We start from the raw sequence: 23372 nt of genomic DNA, 5'->3' as shown, positions 1-23372 counted from the left end.
GGTTCCTTAAACTTCTACAGGCGTGTCCGGGTGGTTGCCCCATTCGCTCCACGAGCCGGCATAGGCCTTGACGCGTGGATAGCCGAGGGCTTTGGCCACCAGGTAGGTAAAACCGGAGCGGCGGTGGGACTGGCAATGGGTGATCACCTCCTTGTCGGGGGTGATGCCCAGTTGCTGGAGGACTTCGGCGATGTCCTTGCGGATGCGCAGATGGTCGTTGAGGTCCATGCCGGCCGTCCATTCAAAGTTGACCGCGCCGGGTATATGGCCACCCCTGGCTGCCAGGACCTTTTCACCAGAGAATTCTTGCGGGGCGCGGGCATCCCAGATCACCAGGTCATCGGCGCCCAGGCGGCTTTGCAGGTATTCGCGAGTGGCAGTCGGTTCGCTGTGCAATTGCAGGCGTACCGGTGCGGTGGCGGGCGCGGGTGCCTCCGTCGAGAGCTTGTCCGCCGGCCAGGCCTGGATGCCGCCATTGAGGTAATGGCAGGCCTTGTGGCCGATGACGTCGAGCAGCCAGATGAAGCGCCCGGCCCAGCCGCCGCCCTCATCGTCGTACACCACGTAGACCGCATCATCCCGGTGGCCGAGTTCGCTGAACAGTTTTTCCAGGTCGCCAATGGCCGGCAAAAGCCCCGGCGCGGGCGGCATGCCCAGCTGGGTGCGCTTGCCTTCGACGAAGCGGGCGCCCGGGATATGACCGCTGACATAGCGGTTGGCGCTGCTCAGGTCGACCAGGATCAGCTGGGGGGAAGCCAGGCGCGCAAGCAGGTCCGCGGGCTCGATCACCAGCGGTAGTCCGGCAAAATCAGTCATCCACGGTCTCCAGTGTGGAAAGAGGGGCGATTGTAGCGCAAGGGTCAGGCATTGCGGTTGGCAAACACCGCAAGGGCGCGCTCGATACATTGCGCGGTTTTGCCGAACGCCTGGACACTGACATCGGCCAGCGGTTTGCCGCCTTGGTCGGCCACCGCCAGCATCAGTACCTGGTTGTTGACTGCCAGCGAGCGCAGCAACAGGTGTTCGCTACGGAAGAACGCACGCAATGGGGCCGGCAGCAGGGCCGCGAACTGGGCATGGTTGTCTGGTGACAGGCGCAGCTGCGCGGCCTGCCCGACCAGTTTCTGCAAAAGCTTGCTCTGTGTGACAGGCAAGGCGATGGCTGCAGCCTCCTTGGGCAAGCCGGCAGTTTGCTGCACGCGCAGGTAATCACTGGCCTTGTCCAGGGTCAGCAGCATGATGCGCTGCATGCCGCAGGCCAACAGTGCTTCGCGGGCCTGGGTGGCCAGATGCACGGTATTGGTGAACGGGCTGGGCTGTGCCAGCAGCTCCTGGCACAGCTTGCGCCAATGGCCGAGCGCCTCGCTGGAAGGCGGTGGTGGCGTCAGCATGTCCGGATGCGGGCGACGCTGTTCCCAGGGCCAGATCAAGGCCTCGGCAGGGTGGAACAAGGCATGCCTGGCGTGCCGGCGGGCACTGGCGGCGGCTTGTTGGTGAACTTGCTGTTGCACGTCCTCCAGTGTGGTCTGCAGGTACAGCGCGGTGAGCAATTGCCAGCGCAGCAGGTGCGGGTTGTCCCAGCCTACCTGTGCCGCCAGGGCCAGGTTGTTGGCCAGCAGCACGGTATTGGCCGGCTGGTTGAACCAGCGGCTCAGTGCCGGCGCCTCGTCCAGGCGGTGCTGTTGGCTGAGCAGGTCTTCGTCGCGGGCGATGCTCAGTATCTGCCCCAGCTGCTCACGCTCTTCGAGCAGCATGCGGTAACCCTGGGTTACCCATTGCGACAGGCGCCAGTGTTCAGCCATGGCTTGGCACAGTGCCAGGATGCGCACGCCAAACAGCTCGAGCTCGACCTCTTGCGCCACTTCGCCCTTGTGGATAACCCGCAGTTCCCAGGCATCGAGCAGCTTGGGGTAGGCCAGGGCCATCGGCCATAGGGGCGAGAGGAACAGCAGGCTACCCCAGTGAATTTCCTGCCACAGCCGCGCCAGGCGGCTGGCGAACAGGCCGCTGGCTTGCTGCGAAGCATGCTGGCTGATCAGCAGGAACTGCCGCAGTACCGGCGGTATGTCGTCGTCCGGCAGCGCTGGCAGGCGGGTAAGCAATTCCCTGCTGCGCGCCAGGCCCAGCCTGTTAAGGGCGATTTCCAGGCTTTCGGCGGGTTCTGCCTGGCTGGCGTTGGCGGGATGATTGGCCTCGCGCATCACCGACAGCACCAGGGCCGGGCTGTCCTGCATCAGTTCGGCGATATCGCGAAGCGAACGGCGGCTATCGTTGATAGCGCCCATGACCCGGTCGTAACTCTGCTTCGGTACCGGAACACGAATACCGTCGAGCAGCTTTACCCAGGCCTCTAGCGTACGCGGATTCTGAGTGGGCACCTTGGATTCCATTGGCATTTTGACATCAGTCCGAACTGGCTTTTCGCTTTGAGTGGCTATAGTCTGGCGCAGTTCTGCCGATAAGTAGAAGAAGAGTTTTAAAGCTCCCGTCCCTCATCCTGACCACGACAGCAAGTGCTTTGAACCTATGGCTAAAATTATCGGCATCATCGTCGTATTCGCGAGCGTGCTCGGCGGATATGTGCTCTCCCACGGCAAGATCGCGGCACTGATCCAGCCGTTCGAAGTGCTGATCATCGGCGGTGCAGCCTTTGGCGCCTTCATGCAGGCCAACCCCGGTTACATGACCATGCATGTAATCAAGAAGTCGCTGAAGATGTTCGGCACGCGCTTCACCCATACTTTCTACCTGGAAGTGCTGGGCCTGGTGTACGAAATCCTCAACAAGAGCCGTCGCGAAGGCATGATGGCGATCGAGGGCGATATCGAGGACGCCGCGGCCAGCCCGATCTTTGCCAAATACCCAGCGGTGCTGGGTGATGAACGCATGACTGCCTTCATCTGCGACTACCTGCGCATCATGTCCACCGGCAACATGGCCCCCCACGAGCTCGAAGGCTTGTTCGACATGGAACTGTTGAGCATGAAGGAAGAGCTCGAGCACCCGTCGCATGCGGTCAACGGCATTGCCGACGGCATGCCCGGTTTCGGTATCGTCGCGGCAGTACTGGGTATCGTGGTGACCATGGCGTCTCTGGGCGAAGGCGACCAGGCCTCCATCGGCCTGCACGTCGGCGCCGCGCTGGTCGGTACCTTCTTCGGTATCCTTGCAGCCTATGGTTTCTTCGGCCCGCTGGCCAAGTGCCTGGAGCACGATGCTAAGGAAGAGCTCAACCTCTATGAGTCGATCAAGGCTTCGCTGGTCGCTTCGGCCTCTGGCATGCCACCTTCGCTGGCCGTTGAATTCGGGCGCAAGGTGCTGTATCCGAAGCATCGCCCGAGCTTTGTCGAGCTGGAACAAGCAGTTCGCGGTCGCTGAGCCATGGAAAACAATCAGCCGATAATCATCAAGCGCGTCAAGCGCTACGGTGGTGGCCACCATGGCGGCGCCTGGAAGATCGCTTTCGCTGACTTCGCCACGGCGATGATGGCGTTCTTTCTGGTGCTGTGGCTGCTGTCCACCGCAACGCCGGAGCAGAAGATCGCCATTGCCGGCTACTTCAAGGACCCGATCGGTTTCTCCGAAAGCGGTACGCCCTACGTGATCGACCTTGGCGGCTCGCCCCAGCTGGCGCCGGAAAAGACCATCAACCCGGAGGAGAAGTCCGAGCCTACGCCCGATACCAGCATTCAGCTGGACAAGGACCAGGTCGAGACCTTGGCTGAACAGGTTGAGCGAGAACGCCTCGAACTGCTGTTGCAGGAGCTGCAGAACAAGGTCGAGGAAAACCCCCAGCTGCAGAAGTTCAAGGACCAGATTCTCTTCGAGATCACTCAGGACGGCCTGCGCATCCAGATCATGGATGCCGAGAACCGGCCGATGTTCGACATCGGCAGCGCCCGCCTGCAGCCGTATTTCGAGGACATTCTGCTGGCCATGGCCGACACCATCAAGGCGGTGCCGAACAAGATCAGCGTCAGTGGTCACACCGATGCCAAGCCTTATTCGGACAGCGGCGAGTTCGGCAACTGGGAGCTGTCGGCCAATCGCGCCAATGCCGCACGGCGTGCGCTGGTTGCCGGTGGCTATCCGGATGACCAGGTCGCGCGGGTGGTGGGTTATGCGTCGTCTTCGCTGTTCGACCGCAAAGACCCGTTCAACCCGGTAAACCGCCGTATCGACATCATCGTCCTGACCAAGAAGGCCCAGCGCAACATTGAGGGTGAGCAGGGTACGTCGCCTGCACAGCCAAGCCAGCCAGCGCCGCCTGCCGGCGCTGCGCCTGATGCTTCGGCGGCACCAGCTGTGCAGGATGCACCGATGCAGCCGCGTGAACTGCGCCAGAAGCTGAACATCTTCGAGGAAGGCACCTTGAGGATGGACGAGCCCAACGACCAGTGACGCAGGGGCCGCCCAGCGGCCCCGATTCATCAGAACCCCCGCCGGATCTTGGCCTTCAGATCCGCATGAAAGAAGTCAGCATTGTCCCTGTCAGCGCAGCTTCCGCGCCCCGGCGGCAACGTCATGGCGCGGGTGAACGTGCACTCATCGTGATAGGCCCGCACAAACAGGTCGATGTGCCTGCGCTCGCGCATTACCGGCCATTTGCCAAAGCACTCAGGCAGAGCGCCGCCGTTTCTTTGATAAAAGCTGACACGCCGGCTGCTCATGACTGCAGCCCCCAGCAGCCAGGGTGTCCACCAGTCTGCGGCGGCCCATTCGGACAAAAGCCCAATCCAGTGGGTTGCATCGCTCATGTATCGACAGAAGCTGCCATACAGATCTTCGCGGGTCTGCCCTTGGCAGTCGAACAGGACCAGCTACGCGGGAATGCTTTCGAGCAGCAAGCGTTCATTGAGGATAAAGGCGTCAAGCCGCTCTTCGTGGCGGTAAGTGATTAAAACCGGCATCGCGGTTGCCCTCCCTGATAGGAAGTCATGACCATCAGGGAAAGCTGCAGGCGGGGCAATAGATGACGGCAAAACCGGAATAGCCCTACGCGCCCCGGTAATATTTCCTACGAATCAGTAGCTGTCTTCCGGCAGGCTGGCAATGATCGAGCGGTAGCTGTTCATGCGCTGCTGCTTGATACGGCCGTCTTCCAGTGCCGTGAGCAGCGCACAGCCTGGCTCGCGATCATGCTTGCAGTCGCGAAAGCGGCAGGTGCCGAACAGGTCGCGGAACTCGATGAAGCCATCTTCCACATCGTCGCGGCTGACATGGCCAAGGCCGAACTCCCGGATGCCTGGCGAGTCGATCAGGTCGCCGCCATTGGGGAAGTGGTAAAGGCGCGCGGTGGTGGTGGTGTGGGTGCCTTGGCCCGACCATTCGGACAGGTCACCGACCCGGGTGTCGGCAGCCGGCAGCAGGCTGTTGACCAGAGAAGACTTGCCCACACCCGACTGGCCGACGAACACGCTGATATGGCCGTCCAGCATTTGCTGCAGGCGCTGCATGCCGTCGCCATGGTGGGCGGAAACCTCCAGCAGCGGGTAGCCGAGGTCGCGGTACACCTCGAGCAAGGCATGCAGGGCCGGGCCGTTTTCGTCGTTGATCAGGTCGGCTTTGTTCAGCAGCAGCAGTGGGCGGATACCCGCGTGCTCGGCAGCGACCAGGTAACGGTCGATCAGGTTCGGGTGCGGTTCGGGCGCTGGCGCGAAGACGATCACGATGAGGTCGACGTTGGCGGCAACCGGCTTGAGCTGACCGTGGTTGTTAGGCCGGCACAGCTCGGTGCTGCGCGGCATCTGCGCGACGATTACGCCAATGCCCTGGTTGCCGGCACGCCAGACCACGCGGTCACCGGTGACCAGCGCCGGCAGGTTTGCGCGCAGGTGGCAGCGGAATACCTGGCCTGCAGACTCGCCGTCCTTGGCCTCCACCTCGACCTGCACGCCAAAGTGAGCGATCACCAGGCCCAGTTGCTCCGGCCCCAGGTCGCCCCCTTCAAGCTCCTGCAGCGCATGCTGCTCGCGTTTGGCAGCGCGAGCGGCGCGTTCGTTCTGGATCTTTTCGATACGCCAGTTTTGGCGGCGATTGAGCTGGCGTTTGGCCATTAGTGTTCCGTGCGAGTTGCGTGAGAGAGCCGTGGTGGGGCATTGAAAACGGCAGGCAGTTTAGCACGACGGGCGGCGGACCATTCTGGTTACCTTTGCGCCGGGAATGCGCGGGGCTATGCCGCTAGGCTAATATGACGGCCTATACGAGGAGCCCTTCATGCAGAACCCACAGAACCTGATCTGGATCGATCTGGAAATGACCGGCCTGGATCCGGACAACGACGTCATCATCGAGATGGCCACCATCGTCACCGACAGCGAGCTGAACACGCTGGCCGAAGGGCCGGTGATCGCCATCCACCACAGTGACGAAGTGCTGGCGCGCATGGACGAGTGGAATACCCGCACCCATGGCGGCTCGGGGCTGACCCAGCGTGTACGCGAAAGCAAGGTCGGCATGGCCGAGGCCGAAGCGCAGACCATCGCCTTCCTGGAACAATGGGTTCCCAAAGGCAAGTCGCCGATCTGTGGCAACAGCATCTGCCAGGATCGCCGCTTTCTCTATCGCCATATGCGCAGCCTGGAAAACTACTTCCACTACCGCAACCTCGATGTCTCCACCGTGAAGGAGCTGGCTGCGCGCTGGGCACCGGACGTGCGGGACAGCTTCAAGAAGGGCAGCACCCACCTGGCGCTGGACGATATCCGTGAGTCGATTGCCGAACTGCGCCACTACCGCACGCACTTCATCAAGGTGTGAGTCGAAAAAGGGCGCACAGAATGTGCGCGCGCCCTCTTTTGGTGCCTTGGGCAACTGGTTAGACTGCGCGCCTTTCCCGCACGGACCCGCGCCATGTTGTTGATGCTCTACCTTATCGCCATCACCGCCGAAGCCATGACCGGCGCCCTGTCTGCCGGGCGCCGGGGCATGGACTGGTTTGGCGTGGTACTGATCGCCTGTGTGACTGCCCTGGGTGGTGGCTCGGTGCGTGATGTGCTGCTCGGGCACTACCCACTGACTTGGGTGAAGCATCCGGAATACCTGGTGCTGACCAGCTTTGCCGCGCTGCTGACGATTTTCATCGCACCGATGATGCGCCGCCTGCGGTCACTGTTCCTGGTGCTGGATGCCTTGGGGTTGGTGGCCTTTACCCTGATTGGCTGCATGACTGCGCTGGAGATGGGGCAGGGCATGTTGGTGGCGTCGATCAGCGGAGTCATTACAGGGGTGTTCGGCGGGATCCTTCGGGATATTTTCTGTAACGACATCCCGCTGGTGTTCCGGCGTGAACTGTATGCCAGCGTGTCTTTTGCCGCGGCGTGGTTTTACCTGGGCTGTGTGTATTTCAAGGTGCCGGCAGAGCAGGCAATGCTGCTGACCTTGTTTGGTGGGTTCCTGGTTCGGCTATTGGCGATCCGCTTCCATTGGGAAATGCCGAAGTTTCACTACAACGACCAGCAGTGAGACCTCAGGGGCTGCTTGGCGGCCCCGGCTATGTAATGCCATGCCGCGCCAGCGCCCACTCCACATGCTCACGCACCAGCTCCGACGGGTCTTCCCGGCGCGCCTTCAAGGCTTCCAGCACCGGAATCGTCGACGGCGCATTGCCCAGGCCCACCGCCAGGTTGCGTAGCCAGCGCTCATACCCGGCGCGCCGCAAAGGCCCGCCCTCGGTCTTGCGTAGAAAAGTCTTTTCATCCCACAGGAACATCTCGGCCAGCTCGGCATTCTCCAGGCCATGCCTGGGCTGGAAGTCGTTTTCCTGGGTTGGACGTGCAAAACGATTCCACGGGCAGACGATCTGGCAGTCATCGCAACCGAACACCCGATTGCCCATCATCGAGCGCAACTCCACGGGGATGGCGCCCTTCAACTCGATGGTCAGGTAAGAAATGCAGCGCCTGGCATCCAGCACATAGGGCCCGACAAAGGCCTTGGTCGGGCAGATGTCCAGGCACGCCTGGCAGCGTCCGCAATGCTCGCTGGCATGCGCCTCGTCTACCGGCAGCGGCAGGTCGACGAACAGTTCGGCCAGGAAGAAATAGCTGCCGGCCTTGCGATTGAGCAGCAGGGTGTTCTTGCCGATCCAGCCTAGCCCCGCCTGTTCGGCAATGGCCTTTTCCAGCACCGGGGCACTGTCGACGAACGCCCGGTAACCGAACGGACCGATGTCTTCCTGGATGCGATCGGCCAAGTGCTGCACGCGTTTGCGCACCAGCTTGTGGTAATCGCGGCCAAGGGCATAGCGCGATACGTAGGCTTTTTCCGCCTGGGCCAGGCGTTGAGCCATCTGTGTATCGCCGGGCAAGTAGTCCATACGCAGCGAAACCACCCTCACGGTGCCAGGGATCAACTGGTCGGGGTGGGCGCGTTTGCCATCGTGGGCGGCCAGGTATTCCATTTCGCCCTGGTAGCCGGCGTCGAGCCAGCGCTGCAGGTGCTGTTCGTGCTCGCCAAGGTCCACACCGGCGATGCCGACGTGGGCAAAACCGAGTTCTCGGCCCCAATTTTTGATCGATTGGGCCAGGGCGGCGAGGTCAAGTGTGCAAGCGGACATGGATGGGCAAGGCAATACGGGCTCAGGTGCGTATAATTCTGCCAGACATTGGAGCCTTTGACCCCATGCCGCAGACCAAACACCCAAGCCATGCCCCGCTCCTGCTAAGCAGCGTGACCGTCACGCGCCTGCCCGCCAGGCATCCGCACGCCCATAAAGGTGACTTCGGCCACGTGCTGGTGGTGGGCGGCGACCTTGGTACCGGTGGCGCAGTGCTGCTGAGCGCCGAAGCCGCGCTACGCTGCGGCGCCGGGCTGGTCAGCGTGGCGACTCGCCCCGATCACGTGGCCGCAAGCCTTGCCCGCTTGCCCGAAACCATGTGCCTGGGGGTCGATTCGGCCAATCAGCTGATGGGGGTATTGGAGCGCGCTTCGGTGCTGGTGGTCGGCCCGGGCCTGGGCCAGGCCGCCTGGGGGCGCAGCCTGCTGTCGGCTGTTGCCAATGCCGAGCGGCCGCAAGTGTGGGATGCCGATGCACTCAACCTGCTGGCGCGCACGCCCCTGGCATTACCCAGTGGCAGTATCCTCACTCCGCACCCGGGGGAGGCCGCGCGGCTGCTGGGCATTTCCACCGAGGCGGTACAGGCCGACCGGCCGGGCGCTGCTCGCAAGCTGGCGCGCCGCTATGCCAGTGTCTGCGTGCTCAAGGGCGCCGGTACGTTGGTGGCGGACCCGTCGGGGCAGTTGGCGCTGTGCCAGCGCGGGCATCCGGCAATGGCAGGGGCAGGCTTGGGTGACGTGCTCACCGGTGTACTGGCGGCGTTATTGGCTCAAGGGCTGGACGCCTGGCAGGCCGCGAGTCTTGGGGTGTGGTTGCACGCGTGTGCCGGCGAGCGGTTGGGTGTGAAAGGTAGAGGCCTGGCGGCCAGTGATCTGGCGCCGGTCATTCGTGAGTTGTTGGAGGAGCATTCTGCGTGTCTGGCATAACCCTGTTTCTGGCCGATGAAGAGGCCACGGTCAAATTCGGTGCATCACTGGCCGAGGTGACCGGCGGTCGCGGCATCATCTTTCTCGAGGGCGACCTGGGCGCGGGCAAGACTACGCTGTCCCGTGGCCTTATTCGCGGCTTGGGCCATACTGGTGCAGTGAAAAGCCCGACCTTCACCGTGGTTGAACCCTACGAGATCGGTGAGGTGCGCGCCTACCATTTCGACCTGTATCGCCTGGTCGATCCGGAGGAACTGGAGTTCATGGGCATTCGCGACTATTTCGAGGGAGATCCGCTGTGTCTGTTCGAGTGGCCAGAAAAGGGTGCGGGCGTTTTGCCAAAGCCTGACCTGACCATTACCATAAGCCCCCAAGCGGGCGGACGCTCGCTGATCCTTGCGCCGCAGGGGGCTCGCGGCGAGGCCTGGTGCATTGCGCTGGCCAAACACTATAAACAGTAAGTGGGGTAGGTATGCGCATACGCGCACTGGTCGCTGTCGTTGGTCTGCTGCTGACAGCGGTGACTGTTGACGCTCTGGCCGTCACTCAAGTCAAGAGCATGCGCCTGTGGCGCGCGCCGGACAACACGCGGCTGGTCTTCGACCTGTCTGGCCCCGTGCAGCATAGCGTCTTCACCCTCAGCGCACCGGATCGCCTGGTAATCGATATCAACGGGGCGACCCTGGCCGCGCCACTGAACGTGTCCACCTCGAATACACCCATCAGCAACGTGCGCTCGGCCCAGCGTACGGCGACTGACCTGCGGGTGGTGGTCGACCTGAAAAAGTCGGTCACGCCCAAGAGTTTCACCCTGGCGCCCAATGCTCAATACGGCAACCGCCTGGTGGTCGACCTCTATGACCAGGAAGCCGATGCCATCGCCGCCACGGCGCCTGCTGCACCGCCAACGCCTGTGCGAACCCCGGCGACCACGCCGGCGGTGCCGGTAAGCCCGGCCCAGCCGGCGATCAAGCTGCCGCCTGTGCCCAGCGGCAAGCGCGACATCGTGGTCGCCATCGACGCCGGTCATGGCGGTGAGGACCCGGGTGCTTCGGGATCGCGTGGCCAGCATGAGAAAGACATCGTGCTGCAGATCGCCAAGGAACTGCAGCGCCAGATCAATACCGAGAAGGGCTACCGTGCCGAACTGACTCGCACCGGTGACTACTTCATTCCGCTGCGTAAACGTACCGAGATCGCCCGCAAGAAAGGCGCCGATCTGTTCATCTCGATCCACGCCGACGCTGCACCGTCGCGGGCCGCTTTTGGCGCCTCGGTGTTCGCCCTGTCGGACCGTGGCGCCACGTCCGAGACCGCCCGCTGGCTCGCCGATGCGGAAAACCGCTCCGATCTGATCGGTGGCGCTGGTAACGTCAGCCTCGACGACAAAGACCGCATGCTTGCAGGCGTGCTGCTCGACCTGTCGATGACCGCGACGCTCAGTTCCAGCCTCAACGTCGGGCAAAAAGTGCTGGGCAACATGGGGCGCATCACCTCGCTGCACAAGCAGCGTGTCGAGCAAGCAGGTTTCATGGTGCTGAAGTCGCCGGACATTCCGTCGATCCTGGTCGAAACCGGGTTCATCTCCAACAACAACGAAGCCGCCAAGCTGGCCACGCGCAGCCATCAGCAGGCACTGGCCCGCTCGATCCATACCGGTGTGCGCCAGTACTTCCAGCAGAACCCGCCGCCTGGTACCTACATCGCCTGGATGCGCGACAGCGGCAAGATCGCGCAGGGGCCACGTGAGCACACGGTACGTCCGGGCGAGACCCTGGCGATGCTTGCCGTGCGCTACCAGGTCAGCGTGGCTAGCCTGCGCAACACCAACAGCCTCAAGAGCGATGAGCTGAAGGTCGGTCAGCACCTCAATATTCCCTCTACGACCCTGGCCTCGCAGCAATGAGCGGGGGGGCGCGCATCCAGCTGCTCAGCCCGCGGCTGGCCAACCAGATTGCCGCCGGTGAGGTGGTCGAACGCCCGGCTTCGGTGGCCAAGGAGTTGCTGGAGAACAGTCTGGATTCCGGTGCCCGACGCATCGATGTCGAAGTGGAGCAGGGCGGCGTCAAGTTGTTGCGGGTACGTGACGACGGCAGCGGCATTTCCGCTGACGACCTGCCATTGGCTCTGGCCCGGCACGCCACCAGCAAGATCCGTGAGCTGGAAGACCTCGAAGGTGTGCTGAGCCTGGGCTTTCGTGGCGAGGCCCTGGCTTCCATCAGCTCGGTGGCGCGCCTGACCCTGACGTCGCGCACCGCCAGTGCTAGCGAAGCCTGGCAGGTCGAGACCGAAGGTCGCGACATGACTCCGCGTGTGCAGCCTGCCGCACACCCTGTCGGCACCTCGGTGGAAGTGCGTGACCTGTTCTTCAATACCCCGGCCCGTCGCAAGTTTCTCAAGGCCGAAAAGACCGAATTCGATCACCTGCAGGAAGTCATCCGGCGCCTGGCCCTGGCCCGCTTCGATGTGGCCTTCCACCTGCGGCACAACGGCAAGAGCATCCTCAGCCTGCACGAGGCGCATGATGAAACGGCCCGTGCGCGGCGGGTCGGCGCCATTTGTGGCGGGGGCTTCATGGAGCAGGCGCTGCCGATCGATGTCGAGCGTAACGGCCTGCGTCTGTGGGGCTGGGTCGGCCTGCCGACTTTCTCGCGCAGCCAGGCAGACCTTCAGTACTTCTTCGTCAACGGCCGTGCGGTGCGCGACAAGCTGGTAGCCCATGCGGTGCGCCAGGCTTACCGTGATGTGCTGTTCAATGGCCGTCACCCCACGTTCGTGCTGTTCCTTGAGCTTGAGCCCAACGGCGTCGACGTCAACGTGCACCCGACCAAGCACGAAGTGCGTTTCCGTGAGGGGCGTTCGGTTCACGATTTTCTCTACGGCACGCTGCACCGTGCCTTGGCCGACGTGCGCCCGGAAGACCATCTGGCGTCGGCGCCTGCCGCCGCTGCCGAGGTCGTCCGCCCGACGGGGCAACAGGCGGGCGAATTCGGCCCGCAAGGCGAGATGCGCCTGGCCTCGCCGGTGCTCGAACAGCCCCAGGTGCCCCAGCATTCGATTTCCAACGGCGGCAGTGGCGCCGGTTACCAGTACCAGTACACCCCCCGGCCATCACAGCCGTTGCCCGCTGCCGAGGCCCAGGCGGTCTACCGCGAGTTCTACAAGCCGCTGAACGATGACGCTGCCGGGCCTGCGACGTTGCCGCAGAGCCAGGGCGACATCCCGCCCTTGGGGTACGCTCTGGCCCAGCTCAAAGGCATCTACATTCTCGCCGAGAATGCTGCCGGCCTGGTGCTGGTCGACATGCATGCAGCCCACGAGCGGATCATGTATGAACGGCTCAAGGTGGCGATGGCCAGCGAGGGCCTGAGTGGCCAGCCGCTGCTGGTGCCCGAGTCGCTGGCGCTGAGCCAGCGCGAGGCCGATTGCGCCGAGGAGCATGCCCAGTGGTTCCAGCGCCTGGGCTTTGAGTTGCAGCGCCTGGGCCCCGAGACGCTGGCAGTCCGCCAGATTCCTGCCCTGCTCAAGCAGGCCGAGGCCAACCGCCTGGTCCAGGACGTGCTTGCCGACCTTATGGAGTACGGCACCAGCGATCGCATTCAGGCGCACCTCAACGAACTGCTCGGTACCATGGCCTGTCACGGCGCCGTACGTGCCAACCGGCGCCTGGCGATTCCTGAAATGAACGCCCTGTTGCGCGACATGGAAAACACCGAGCGTAGCGGCCAGTGCAACCATGGCCGACCGACCTGGACCCAGATGGGCCTGGACGACCTGGACAAACTTTTCCTGCGCGGTCGATGACATGAGCGGCAAGCCCCCAGCAATATTCCTCATGGGCCCGACGGCGGCCGGCAAGACCGACCTTGCCATCGAGCTGACCAAGGTCCTGCCCTGCGAGCTGATCAGCGTCGACTCGGCCCTCGTCTACCGCGGCATGGACATCGGCAGCGCCAAACCCTCCAAGGAGGTATTGGCTGCCCATCCACATCGTCTTATCGATATTCGCGACCCTGCCGAGAGCTACTCGGCTGCGCAGTTTCGCACCGATGCCCTTCAGGCCATGGCCGAAATCACCGCGCGCGGCAAAGTCCCGCTGCTGGTCGGTGGCACCATGCTCTACTACAAGGCATTGATCGATGGCCTGGCGGACATGCCGCCGGCTGACGCTGCGGTGCGTGCCGAACTCGAGGCCCGGGCGCAGGCGCTGGGTTTGGCCGAGTTGCACCGCCAGCTCGCCGAAGTGGACCCGGAGTCGGCCGCACGCATCCACCCCAACGACCCGCAGCGCCTGATCCGTGCGTTGGAGGTCTATCAGGTGAGTGGCGAGAGCATGACAGCCCATCGCCAGCGTCAATTCGCGGAAAGTAGCGGCGCAGACGCAGGCGCTGGCGGGCATTTGCCCTATACTGTCGCGAGTTTGGCGATTGCTCCTACAGATCGTCACATTCTGCATCAGCGAATTGCGTTACGATTTTCGCAGATGCTGGAACAGGGCTTCGTCGACGAGGTCCGATCGCTGCGAGCCAGAAGTGACTTGCACGCCGGGCTGCCGTCTATACGGGCAGTGGGATATCGGCAGGTCTGGGACTACCTCGACGGCAAGCTGACTGAGAATGAGATGCGCGAACGCGGTATCATTGCTACTCGCCAGCTGGCCAAGCGTCAGTTCACCTGGTTGCGCGGTTGGTCCGACGTGCACTGGCTCGACAGCCTGGCCTGCGACAATCTGTCCCGCACCTTGAAATACCTTGGGGCCATCTCCATATTGAGCTGAGTCCCTGCTGATTGCCGTCTATTCTTCCGAAGGGGCGGCCTAACTTATCGATTTTTTTGATTTTCTACTATTTATCCTTACAGGAGTGCGGCATATGTCAAAAGGGCATTCGCTACAAGACCCTTACTTGAACACCTTGAGAAAAGAAAAGGTCCCGGTTTCGATCTATCTGGTCAACGGGATCAAGCTGCAGGGCTCGATCGAATCGTTCGACCAGTTCGTGGTGCTGCTGAAGAACACCGTCAGCCAGATGGTCTACAAGCACGCGATTTCGACCGTGGTTCCAGCCCGTCCGGTTCGCCTGCCAAGCCCGTCCGATTCCGAACACGGCGACAGCGAACCAGGCAACGCCTGATAGGAGCCTGCATTGTTCTTTGAGCGCCACGGTGGTGGTGAGCGGGCGCTGCTCGTTCACTTGGAAGGTCAGAACCCTGAGGCGCGCGAAGACCCGCAGGAGTTTCAGGAACTGGCATTGTCGGCCGGAGCCGACATCGTCTCGCTGGTCACAGTGGCAAGGCATCAGCCTACCGCCAAATACCTGATTGGCAGCGGCAAGGTCGAGGAATTGCGCGACCTGGTCAAAGCCGAACAGGTTGACCTGGTGATTTTCAATCACACCCTCACGCCCAGTCAGGAGCGCAACCTCGAACGAGTCTTCGAGTGTCGCGTGCTTGATCGTACCGGGCTGATTCTCGACATCTTCGCCCAACGGGCGCGTACCCATGAAGGCAAGCTGCAGGTCGAACTGGCCCAGCTCGAGCACATGAGCACGCGGCTGGTGCGCGGCTGGACCCACCTCGAGCGTCAGAAGGGTGGTATCGGTATGCGCGGCCCGGGTGAAACCCAGCTGGAAACCGACCGGCGCCTGTTGCGGGTGCGCCTGCGGCAGATCAAGTCGCGCCTGGAAAAAGTCCGCAGCCAGCGTGAGCAGGCTCGCCGAGGTCGTCGCCGCGCGGATATCCCGTCGGTATCGCTGGTGGGTTACACCAACGCCGGCAAGTCCACGTTGTTCAACGCGCTGACCGAATCCGACGTGTACGCCGCCGACCAATTGTTCGCCACCCTCGACCCGACCCTGCGCCGGCTCCAGCTCGACGACCTTGGGCCTATCGTGCTGGCTGACACCGTTGGCTTCATTCGCCACCTTCCGCACAAGCTGGTCGAGGCATTTCGGGCTACGCTCGAAGAGTCGAGCAACTCCGACCTGCTGCTGCATGTGATCGACGCCCATGAGCCTGAGCGCATGGAGCAGATCGAGCAGGTGCTGGCAGTATTGGGCGAGATCGGTGCCGAAGGCTTGCCGATCCTCGAGGTCTATAACAAACTCGACCTGCTTGAAGATGTCGAGCCGCAGATCCAGCGCAATGCCGATGGCAAGCCGGAGCGGGTCTGGGTATCGGCTCGAGATGGCCGTGGCCTGGAGTTGGTTGGTCAGGCCATTGCCGAGTTGCTGGGGGATGATCTTTTTGTCGGTACCCTGTGCCTGGAGCAGCGTTTTGCCCGCTTGCGCGCGCAATTCTTTGACTTGGGTGCGGTGCAGAGTGAAGAGCATGACGAAGAAGGGCGCAGCCTGCTGAGTGTGCGATTGCCCAGGGTCGAGTTGAATCGCCTGGTCAGCCGCGAAGGCATGGAGCCGCAAGTGTTTGTCGAGCAACACACTTTGCAATAAATGCCCGCCGAGGTCGTCGGGCAGCAGTGGCAGGCATTCTGTAGCATTGGACGGCGCGCCGTGGGCGCGTCTTTGCTTTATCAGATGGAGAGCGCTATGGCTTGGAACGAGCCGGGTGGCAACTCGAACAATCAGGATCCCTGGGGCGGCCGCCGCGGTGGTGGTGGCGGTGGTGGCGATAAAAAAGGCCCGCCGGATCTGGACGAGGCCTTCCGCAAACTGCAGGACAGCCTTAACGGCATGTTCGGCAGCGGCAAGAAACGTGGCGGCGGTGACCGCAATGTCGGCAAGGGCGGTGGCTACGGCCTGCTGGGCATCGGCCTGGCGGTACTGGCTGCCATCTGGCTGTACAGCGCCGTGTACGTGGTCGACGAGCAGGAGCAGGCCGTTGTGCTGCGCTTCGGCAAGTACTATGAAACGGTCGGTCCCGGCCTGAACATCTACTTCCCGCCGATCGATCGCAAGTACATGGAAAACGTCACGCGCGAGCGTGCCTATACCAAGCAGGGCCAGATGCTCACCGAAGACGAGAACATCGTCGAGGTGCCACTGACCGTCCAGTACAAGATCACCAACCTGCAGGACTTCGTGCTCAACGTCGACCAGCCCGAGGTCAGCCTGCAGCATGCCACCGAAAGCGCCCTGCGCCACGTGGTGGGTTCCACCTCGATGGACCAGGTGTTGACCGAGGGTCGTGAGCAGATGGCCGTGGATATCCGCGAACGCCTGCAGCGCTTCCTCGACAACTACCGTACCGGTATCACGGTTACCCAGGTCAACGTACAGAGCGCGGCAGCCCCGCGTGAAGTGCAGGAAGCCTTCGACGACGTGATCCGCGCCCGCGAAGACGAGCAGCGTGCCCGTAACCAGGCCGAATCCTACGCCAATGGCGTGGTGCCGGAAGCCCGTGGTCAGGCCCAGCGCATCATCGAGGACGCCAACGGTTACCGCGACGAAGTCATCGCCCGCGCCAAGGGTGAGGCGGACCGCTTCACCAAGCTGCTCGCCGAGTACCGTAAGGCACCGGACGTGACCCGTCAGCGTCTGTATCTGGAGACCATGCAAAAGGTTTACAGCAATACCAGCAAGGTCATGGTGGCAACCAAGGACGGGCAGAACAACCTGCTCTACCTGCCGCTGGACAAGATGGTCGAAGGCGGCCGCAACACGTCCGCGCCGGCTGCCAGTGTGTCGCCGTCGGCCAATGATGCTGCCGCACGTGCGGCGCAGGACCTGCAACAGCAACAGCAGCAGATGCGCACTAGGGAGAGCCGCTGATGAGCAATAAATCGCTGATCGCCCTGATCGCAGCTGTGGTGCTGGCCGTCGTGGCCTGGAACAGCTTCTACATCGTGGCCCAGACCGAACGTGCGGTACTGCTGCAATTCGGCCGTGTGGTCCAGGCGGATGTCCAGCCTGGCCTGCATGTGAAGATTCCTTATGTGAACCAGGTGCGCAGGTTCGACGCCCGCCTGATGACCCTCGACGCCCCGACCCAGCGGTTCCTGACCCTGGAGAAAAAAGCGGTGATGGTCGACGCCTACGCCAAGTGGCGCGTTCAGGATGCCGAGCGTTTCTATACCGCGACTTCCGGCCTCAAGCAGATCGCCGATGAACGTCTGTCTCGTCGCCTGGAAAGCGGCCTGCGTGACCAGTTCGGTAAGCGTACCCTGCACGAAGTGGTTTCCGGTGAACGTGACGCGCTGATGGCTGACATCACGGCATCACTGAATCGCATGGCCAGTAAGGAGCTGGGTATCGAGGTGGTGGATGTGCGCGTCAAGGCCATCGACCTGCCGAAGGAAGTCAACCGCAGTGTGTTCGACCGTATGAGCACCGAGCGTGAGCGCGAAGCCCGCGAGCATCGTGCCAAGGGTAACGAGCTGGCAGAGGGTATCCGTGCGGATGCCGACCGTCAGCGCCGCGTACTGCTGGCCGAAGCCTATCGTGAAGCGGAAGAAACCCGCGGTGATGGTGATGCCCAGTCGGCCGCCATCTATGCCAAGGCTTACACCCAGGACGCTGAGTTCTATGCGTTCTACCGTAGCCTTCAGGCATACCGCGAGAGCTTCTCCAGCAAGAGCGATGTCCTGGTCCTGGATCCGAAGAACGAGTTCTTCCGCTTCCTGGACAAGAGCAGGCCCTGATGCTCTGATCGGGAAATGCCCCGCCTGGCAGCTAAAACACCAGGCGGGGTGCATCCTGATTAAAAAGGGGTGTATGATGAGGCAGCCGGGAAATTTCCCGGCTTTTTTGCGTCTGCAAGGTTGATTGGCAAAGCGCCAGTTGACGGTTTGGTCAGTTCGCAAGGCAATTCGAGGGTATTGGGTACGGTGGCGGCGCTGGGATCAGTGCTGCCTGCTGCTGTGCGCCAATGCCTGCTTCACTGACGGCTCGCCTGCAGGCAAGCCGCCCGGACCAGAGGGGAAATGGCGTAATGGCAACGGTAGACCGCTGGCTACTGCCAGATGGCATCGAGGAAGTACTGCCACCTGAGGCTGCGCGTATCGAGATCGCGCGTCGTCAGGTGTTGGACCTGTTCCAGAGTTGGGGCTACGAACTGGTCGTCACCCCGCATATCGAGTACCTGGAGTCGCTGCTTACCGGCGCCGGCCAGGACCTGGATCAGCGCACCTTCAAGGTGGTGGACCCGCAGTCCGGTCGCCTGATGGGCTTCCGTGCCGACTTTACCCCGCAGGTGGCGCGCATCGACGCCCACACCCTGCGCCGCGAAGGCCCGAGCCGCCTGTGCTATGCCGGCAGTGTGCTGCACGCCCAACCGCGTGCGCTGTCCACTTCGCGCAGCCCGATCCAGCTGGGTGCCGAGCTGTACGGCGATGCCAGCCCTACCAGTGATGTCGAAGTCATCAGCCTGATGCTCGCCACGCTGCAGCTGACCGACGTCGCGGATGTGCACATGGACCTCGGCCATGTCGGCATCTACCGTGGCCTGGCGCGCGCCGCCGGTTTGTCCGGCGCAGTCGAACAGCAGCTGTTCGATGCCCTGCAGCGCAAGTCGGTCGATGAAGTGCAGGCACTGACTGCCGACTTGCCGAAGGACCTGGGCAACATGCTGCGCGCTCTGGTCGAGCTGTGCGGTGGCCGCGAAGTGCTGGCCGAAGCGCGTGTGCGCCTGGGTCGTGCCCCGGCCAGCGTGCTGGCGGCGCTTGACGACCTGTTGGCGATCGCTGATCGCCTGGCGTCGCGCTATCCGGAGCTGCCGCTGTACTTCGACCTTGGCGAGTTGCGTGGTTACAACTACCACACCGGTGTGGTGTTCGCCGTGTTCGTGCCTGGTGAAGGCCAATCGATCGCCCAGGGCGGGCGCTACGACGACATCGGCGCAGATTTCGGTCGGGCACGCCCGGCCACCGGTTTCTCTACGGATTTGAAGACCCTGGTCACACTGGGGCGAGCGGAGGTCGTATTGCCAGCTGGCGGCATCTGGATGCCCGACAGCGGTGACGCGGCCCTCTGGCAGCAGGTCTGCCAGTTGCGCAACGAGGGCCAGCGTGTGGTCCAGGCTCTGCCTGGCCAGCCGTTGAGTGCTGCTCTCGAGGCGGATTGTGATCGGCAATTGATTCAGCAAGACGGGCGCTGGCAGGTTCTGCCGCTGACCCATTGAGTTTCTGCGTCGGCAGTAGGCCGGCAACCAAGTTTGCGTGAATGAGGACCAATGTAATGGGTAAGAATGTCGTCGTCCTGGGCACCCAGTGGGGTGATGAGGGCAAAGGCAAGATCGTCGATCTGCTGACCGAACATGCTGCCGCCGTAGTGCGCTACCAGGGTGGCCACAACGCGGGCCACACGCTGGTGATCAACGGTGAAAAAACCGTTTTGCACCTGATCCCGTCCGGCATCCTGCGCGAAGGCGTGCAGTGCCTGATCGGCAACGGCGTGGTCGTTGCGCCCGATGCCCTGATGCGTGAAATCACCAAGCTGGAAGAGAAGGGCGTACCAGTGCGCGAGCGCCTGCGCATCAGCCCGGCTGCTCCGCTGATCCTGTCGTACCACGTGGCCCTGGACCAGGCCCGCGAGAAAGCCCGTGGCGAAGCCAAGATCGGCACCACCGGCCGTGGTATCGGCCCAGCCTACGAAGACAAGGTTGCCCGTCGCGGCCTGCGCGTTGGCGACCTGTTCCACCGTGAGCGTTTCGCCGCCAAGCTGGGTGAGCTGCTGGATTATCACAACTTCCAGCTGGTGAACTACTACAAAGAGCCGGCCATCGACTTCCAGCAGACCCTGGACGAGTGCATGGCTTACGCCGAGCAGCTCAAGCCGATGATGCTCGATGTCACCGCCGAACTGCACAACCTGCGTCGCGCTGGCAAGGACATCATGTTCGAAGGTGCCCAGGGCTCGCTGCTGGACATCGACCACGGTACCTACCCGTACGTCACCAGCTCCAACACCACTGCTGGCGGTATCTCCACTGGTTCTGGCGTTGGCCCGATGTACCTGGACTACATCCTCGGCATCACCAAGGCCTACACCACCCGCGTCGGTTCCGGTCCGTTCCCGACCGAACTGTTCGACGAGACGGGCGCCACCCTGGCCAAGCGTGGCCACGAGTTCGGTTCGACCACCGGCCGTGCCCGTCGTTGCGGCTGGTTCGATGCCGTCATTCTGCGTCGCGCCATCGACGTCAACAGCATCTCGGGCATCTGCCTGACCAAGCTGGACGTACTGGACGGCCTGGAAACCATCAACATCTGTGTCGGCTACAAGAACGAGAACGGCGCGGTCATCGACGCACCGTCCGACGCTGACAGCTACATCGGCCTGGAGCCGGTGTATGAAGAGATGCCAGGCTGGAGCGAGTCGACCCTGGGCGCCAAGACCCTGGAAGAGCTGCCAGCGGCTGCCCGCGCTTACATCAAGCGCATCGAGGAGCTGACCGGCGCACCGATCGATATCATCTCCACCGGCCCGGACCGCAACGAGACCATCGTGCTGCGTCATCCGTTCGCCTGATCTGCCACCTGGCTGATCTGACGCCGCGCTCTTGAAAGGGAGCGCGGCGTTTTTGCATCTGCTCGGTGCTGACAATGGCACTGCTTAACCTTGGCGTTTATCCCTGCTGTGTCCGGCACAACCCTTGCTGTAAGAAGTTTCTGTAGATGCCATCAAAATAGTGGCGCCAGAAAGCACGAGGGTTTCACCGTGTCTGCCATCCTCTCACTGTTACGAAGCCGCCTCTTGCGGCCTGTGTTTGTTGCCCTTGGTATCGCTCTTTTGGTGCAGGTAGTGGTTGCCGTTGCGCTGACCCGAAGCACTGTCACCGCCCTTGAAGCCGACCTGGGCGAGCGCCTGGGCAGCGATAGCCGTAAGCTCGCCAGCGACCTTGAGCAAGCTGGGCAGGACGTACGCGCCGGTCTGGACAGCCTCTCCAGCAGTACACGACAGCGCCTAAGCGCCGGGCTGTCCGAGCGGCTGCAAAGCGAGCAGCAGCAACTGCGCACCACGCTGGAAAAGAACCTCAAGGACTCGGCCAACGACATGGCCCAACTGCTGGCATCGGTCGCCCCGCGGGCTATCTGGGACAACGACGTGCCAGTGCTGTCCGATTTCGCACGTCGGGCCCAGCGCAACCCCAACGTACTGTTCGTGATCTATGACGACGCCCAGGGTCAGCACTTGACCCGCTACCTGAACCGGCAGAACCCGATCAACCAGGCCTTGATGGAAAAGGGCCAGGGTGAACGGGCATTGGACAAGGTACTGGATGCCGCTCGCCGCGACCCTTCGGTGTATTTCGTCGAGGCCTCGATCAGCCCCAACGGCGCGGAAATCGGCAAGGTGCTGATGGGGGTATCCACTGCCGGTGTCGATCAGGAACTCAAAGCCTTGGACCAGCGCTTCGCTGCCTTGATCACCAGCGGTGAACAATTGGTGGGCGACAGCCTCGGTGCAGCCGCAGCCGACAGCGGCAAGGCCTTGCGCGAGCGCCTGGAAACCGCACAGGGCAGTGCTACGGCGATGCAGGCCAATACCGCACAAACCGTGCGCGACGCTGCGGCAGAGCTGCGTTGGCGCATAGGCCTGGGCCTTGTGGTGGTGGGGGTTGGCGTGCTGCTGGTAGTGGCCCTGGTGCTGGGTCGTCGCGTGCTCAGCAAGCTGCGCCTGCTGATTATCGCGCTCAACGATTTGGCTGCCGGCGAAGGTGACCTGACCAAGCGCGTCAACCTCGACAGTCGCGACGAGATAGGCGACATGGCCTCGGCGGTCAATCGTTTCGTCGACAAGTTGCAGCCGATTGTCCGTGAGGCGGGCGAGGTGGCACAGCGTACAGGGATCGAGATCGGCAGCATGACGCAGCGCAATGCAGGCGCTGATGCTGCCGCAGCGCTGCAACGCGACGAAGTGGCTGCCAGCTTGCGCGATCTGTCGAGCATGGCTGATGAGGCTCAGGCTGAAAGCCAGGCCATGCAGGCGGCGCTGCAGCAGGTGGTTGATATCCGCCAGGCGACCGATGAGAACAGCCGCGCTTCGACGCAACTTGCCGGCATGATCGAGAACCTGGCTGGCCAGGTCGAAACCGGCTCGCAGGTAATCGAGCGGCTGGCCAAGCAGAGCGAACAGATCGAAGTGGTGCTGACCGTGATCCACGGTATCGCCGAGCAGACCAACCTGCTGGCGCTCAACGCAGCCATTGAAGCCGCAAGGGCCGGTGAGACCGGGCGCGGGTTTGCCGTAGTGGCCGATGAGGTGAGGGCGTTGGCGAGCAAGACACAAAGCTCTACCGGCGACATCCAGGCGCATATCGCGGCGCTGCAGAAGGGCGCCAAGGAGGCCGTGACAACCATCGGCCAGGCCGGCCTCAAGGCCAGCGAAGGCCTGCGAGTGCTGCGCGACAACGAGCGCCGGCAGCAGTCGGTGCAGGCGGCAGTGGAGCAGGTGCATGCGGCGATCGGCCTGGCGACTCGGGCGGCGGAACAGCAGGCATATGGCGCTCAGGCGGTGCGTGGGCGGGTCGAGAATATTCATGCCCAGGCAGAGCGTTCGGCAGAAGTGGTGATGCAGACCACAGCAAGCAGCAAGGTGCTGGATGACTTGGCGGCGCAGCTGCGGGCGAGCCTGGGGCAGTTCAGGGCTTGAGTCGAGGTGGGTTCGGGTTGTTCGCTTTTGGTTTTTTTGTGCGCCTTTGGGACGTAGCGCCGCCCGCGCGGCGCTAGGTTTCATAAACGCTGGAGATGTCGAGGCGAGCACCTGCGCCCTGATACGTTCCTCTCATCACCACTAAATATCGTTCAGCCCGATCAAGCGCCTTTATCGTCAAATTTGTAGGCTATTTCCTAATTTGACCTCCAACATCTGCGTACTATTGCGTCTGCAGTTAGGTACGACTAGTGTCAACTGGGCCTCAAGCCTGGCGGCATGCTCTGCTTCGCCTCTTGAGGAACAACTCCAGATCGACGCTGTCCGAACACCGTCGTTTTCAGG

General features: G+C 62.7%; 21 protein-coding genes and 1 pseudogene. 17 read left to right on the top strand and 5 right to left on the bottom strand.

Annotated features, from left to right (window positions below; translation table 11 throughout):
- Nucleotides 1–6 precede the first annotated feature (6 nt).
- Nucleotides 7–816 carry a rhodanese-like domain-containing protein gene (locus ACEWE8_RS21800; protein WP_046788108.1) on the bottom strand — a complete coding sequence of 270 codons (810 nt, stop codon included), beginning with the start codon at nt 814–816 and terminating at the stop codon, nt 7–9.
- 44 nt (nt 817–860) lie between these two features.
- The gene (locus tag ACEWE8_RS21795) at nt 861–2396 is read right to left on the bottom strand and encodes an HDOD domain-containing protein (protein ID WP_046788107.1); all 1536 of its coding nucleotides are present in this window, start codon (nt 2394–2396) and stop codon (nt 861–863) included.
- Nucleotides 2397–2526: 130 nt separating this feature from the next.
- Between ACEWE8_RS21795 and motA the strand changes: the two genes are divergently transcribed.
- On the top strand, nt 2527–3378 hold the full coding sequence (gene motA, locus ACEWE8_RS21790; protein ID WP_046788106.1) for a flagellar motor stator protein MotA: 852 nt from the start codon (nt 2527–2529) through the stop codon (nt 3376–3378).
- Nucleotides 3379–3381: 3 nt separating this feature from the next.
- Nucleotides 3382–4401: a flagellar motor protein MotB gene (motB, locus tag ACEWE8_RS21785; protein WP_046788105.1), complete on the top strand. Its 1020-nt coding sequence runs from the start codon at nt 3382–3384 to the stop codon at nt 4399–4401.
- Nucleotides 4402–4430: 29 nt separating this feature from the next.
- On the opposite strand, the gene ACEWE8_RS21780 is transcribed toward motB, so the two are convergent.
- The gene (locus tag ACEWE8_RS21780) at nt 4431–4757 is read right to left on the bottom strand and encodes a hypothetical protein (RefSeq protein ID WP_223255170.1); all 327 of its coding nucleotides are present in this window, start codon (nt 4755–4757) and stop codon (nt 4431–4433) included.
- A 267-nt stretch (nt 4758–5024) separates the two neighbouring features.
- The gene (gene rsgA / locus ACEWE8_RS21775) at nt 5025–6056 is read right to left on the bottom strand and encodes a small ribosomal subunit biogenesis GTPase RsgA (RefSeq protein ID WP_046788104.1); all 1032 of its coding nucleotides are present in this window, start codon (nt 6054–6056) and stop codon (nt 5025–5027) included.
- A gap of 160 nt (nt 6057–6216) precedes the next feature.
- Between rsgA and orn the strand changes: the two genes are divergently transcribed.
- Both orn and ACEWE8_RS21765 read left to right on the top strand, forming a co-directional pair.
- Complete coding sequence (gene orn, locus ACEWE8_RS21770; protein WP_046788103.1) at nt 6217–6759, top strand: oligoribonuclease; 543 nt, start codon at nt 6217–6219, stop codon at nt 6757–6759.
- 93 nt (nt 6760–6852) lie between these two features.
- Nucleotides 6853–7464, top strand: coding sequence for a trimeric intracellular cation channel family protein (locus tag ACEWE8_RS21765; protein ID WP_003249516.1), 612 nt, complete (start codon nt 6853–6855; stop codon nt 7462–7464).
- Between the two features lie 28 nt (nt 7465–7492).
- Here ACEWE8_RS21765 and queG read toward each other — a convergent pair whose 3' ends face one another.
- Nucleotides 7493–8557, bottom strand: a complete 1065-nt coding sequence (gene queG, locus ACEWE8_RS21760; RefSeq protein ID WP_046788102.1) for a tRNA epoxyqueuosine(34) reductase QueG — start codon at nt 8555–8557, stop codon at nt 7493–7495.
- Nucleotides 8558–8622: 65 nt separating this feature from the next.
- Here queG and ACEWE8_RS21755 point away from each other — a divergent pair, with 65 nt between their 5' ends.
- From ACEWE8_RS21755 to ACEWE8_RS21695, 13 genes and pseudogenes are all read left to right on the top strand, one after another.
- Nucleotides 8623–9483 carry an NAD(P)H-hydrate dehydratase gene (locus ACEWE8_RS21755; RefSeq protein WP_046788101.1) on the top strand — a complete coding sequence of 287 codons (861 nt, stop codon included), beginning with the start codon at nt 8623–8625 and terminating at the stop codon, nt 9481–9483.
- Nucleotides 9480–9944 (top strand): tRNA (adenosine(37)-N6)-threonylcarbamoyltransferase complex ATPase subunit type 1 TsaE, encoded by a 465-nt coding sequence (tsaE, locus tag ACEWE8_RS21750; RefSeq protein ID WP_371316839.1) that lies wholly within the window; start codon nt 9480–9482, stop codon nt 9942–9944. The genes ACEWE8_RS21755 and tsaE overlap by 4 nt, the downstream gene beginning before the upstream one ends.
- 11 nt (nt 9945–9955) lie before the next feature.
- Entirely contained in the window at nt 9956–11389 is a 1434-nt protein-coding gene (locus tag ACEWE8_RS21745; RefSeq protein WP_046788099.1) for an N-acetylmuramoyl-L-alanine amidase, read from the top strand.
- Nucleotides 11386–13287 carry a DNA mismatch repair endonuclease MutL gene (mutL, locus tag ACEWE8_RS21740; protein ID WP_046788098.1) on the top strand — a complete coding sequence of 634 codons (1902 nt, stop codon included), beginning with the start codon at nt 11386–11388 and terminating at the stop codon, nt 13285–13287. Before ACEWE8_RS21745 ends, mutL begins: the two co-directional genes overlap by 4 nt.
- A gap of 1 nt (nt 13288) precedes the next feature.
- The gene (gene miaA / locus ACEWE8_RS21735; protein WP_046788097.1) at nt 13289–14260 is read left to right on the top strand and encodes a tRNA (adenosine(37)-N6)-dimethylallyltransferase MiaA; all 972 of its coding nucleotides are present in this window, start codon (nt 13289–13291) and stop codon (nt 14258–14260) included.
- A gap of 94 nt (nt 14261–14354) precedes the next feature.
- Nucleotides 14355–14615: an RNA chaperone Hfq gene (hfq, locus tag ACEWE8_RS21730; protein ID WP_003258160.1), complete on the top strand. Its 261-nt coding sequence runs from the start codon at nt 14355–14357 to the stop codon at nt 14613–14615.
- 12 nt (nt 14616–14627) lie between these two features.
- Nucleotides 14628–15929, top strand: a complete 1302-nt coding sequence (gene hflX / locus ACEWE8_RS21725) for a ribosome rescue GTPase HflX (RefSeq protein ID WP_012316478.1) — start codon at nt 14628–14630, stop codon at nt 15927–15929.
- Nucleotides 15930–16025: 96 nt separating this feature from the next.
- Nucleotides 16026–17207 (top strand): FtsH protease activity modulator HflK, encoded by a 1182-nt coding sequence (gene hflK, locus ACEWE8_RS21720; RefSeq protein ID WP_046788096.1) that lies wholly within the window; start codon nt 16026–16028, stop codon nt 17205–17207.
- A complete protein-coding gene (hflC, locus tag ACEWE8_RS21715) occupies nt 17207–18076 on the top strand; it encodes a protease modulator HflC (RefSeq protein WP_046788095.1) in 870 nt (289 codons plus the stop codon). Before hflK ends, hflC begins: the two co-directional genes overlap by 1 nt.
- A gap of 290 nt (nt 18077–18366) precedes the next feature.
- Nucleotides 18367–19554, top strand: coding sequence for an ATP phosphoribosyltransferase regulatory subunit (locus ACEWE8_RS21710; RefSeq protein ID WP_012316475.1), 1188 nt, complete (start codon nt 18367–18369; stop codon nt 19552–19554).
- Nucleotides 19555–19610: 56 nt separating this feature from the next.
- The gene (locus ACEWE8_RS21705; RefSeq protein WP_012316474.1) at nt 19611–20903 is read left to right on the top strand and encodes an adenylosuccinate synthase; all 1293 of its coding nucleotides are present in this window, start codon (nt 19611–19613) and stop codon (nt 20901–20903) included.
- 525 nt (nt 20904–21428) lie between these two features.
- Nucleotides 21429–22121: pseudogene (locus tag ACEWE8_RS21700) on the top strand (methyl-accepting chemotaxis protein); the annotation flags it as partial.
- 21 nt (nt 22122–22142) lie between these two features.
- Nucleotides 22143–23027, top strand: a complete 885-nt coding sequence (locus ACEWE8_RS21695) for a methyl-accepting chemotaxis protein (protein ID WP_395589368.1) — start codon at nt 22143–22145, stop codon at nt 23025–23027.
- Nucleotides 23028–23372 lie beyond the last annotated feature (345 nt).

Origin of the sequence: Pseudomonas sp. TR47 (assembly GCF_044143025.1) — a bacterium.
Lineage (GTDB): Bacteria > Pseudomonadota > Gammaproteobacteria > Pseudomonadales > Pseudomonadaceae > Aquipseudomonas > Aquipseudomonas putida_E.
The sequence above is the reverse complement of the archived record's forward strand: the minus strand, read 5'-3'. Positions and strand labels throughout refer to the sequence as shown.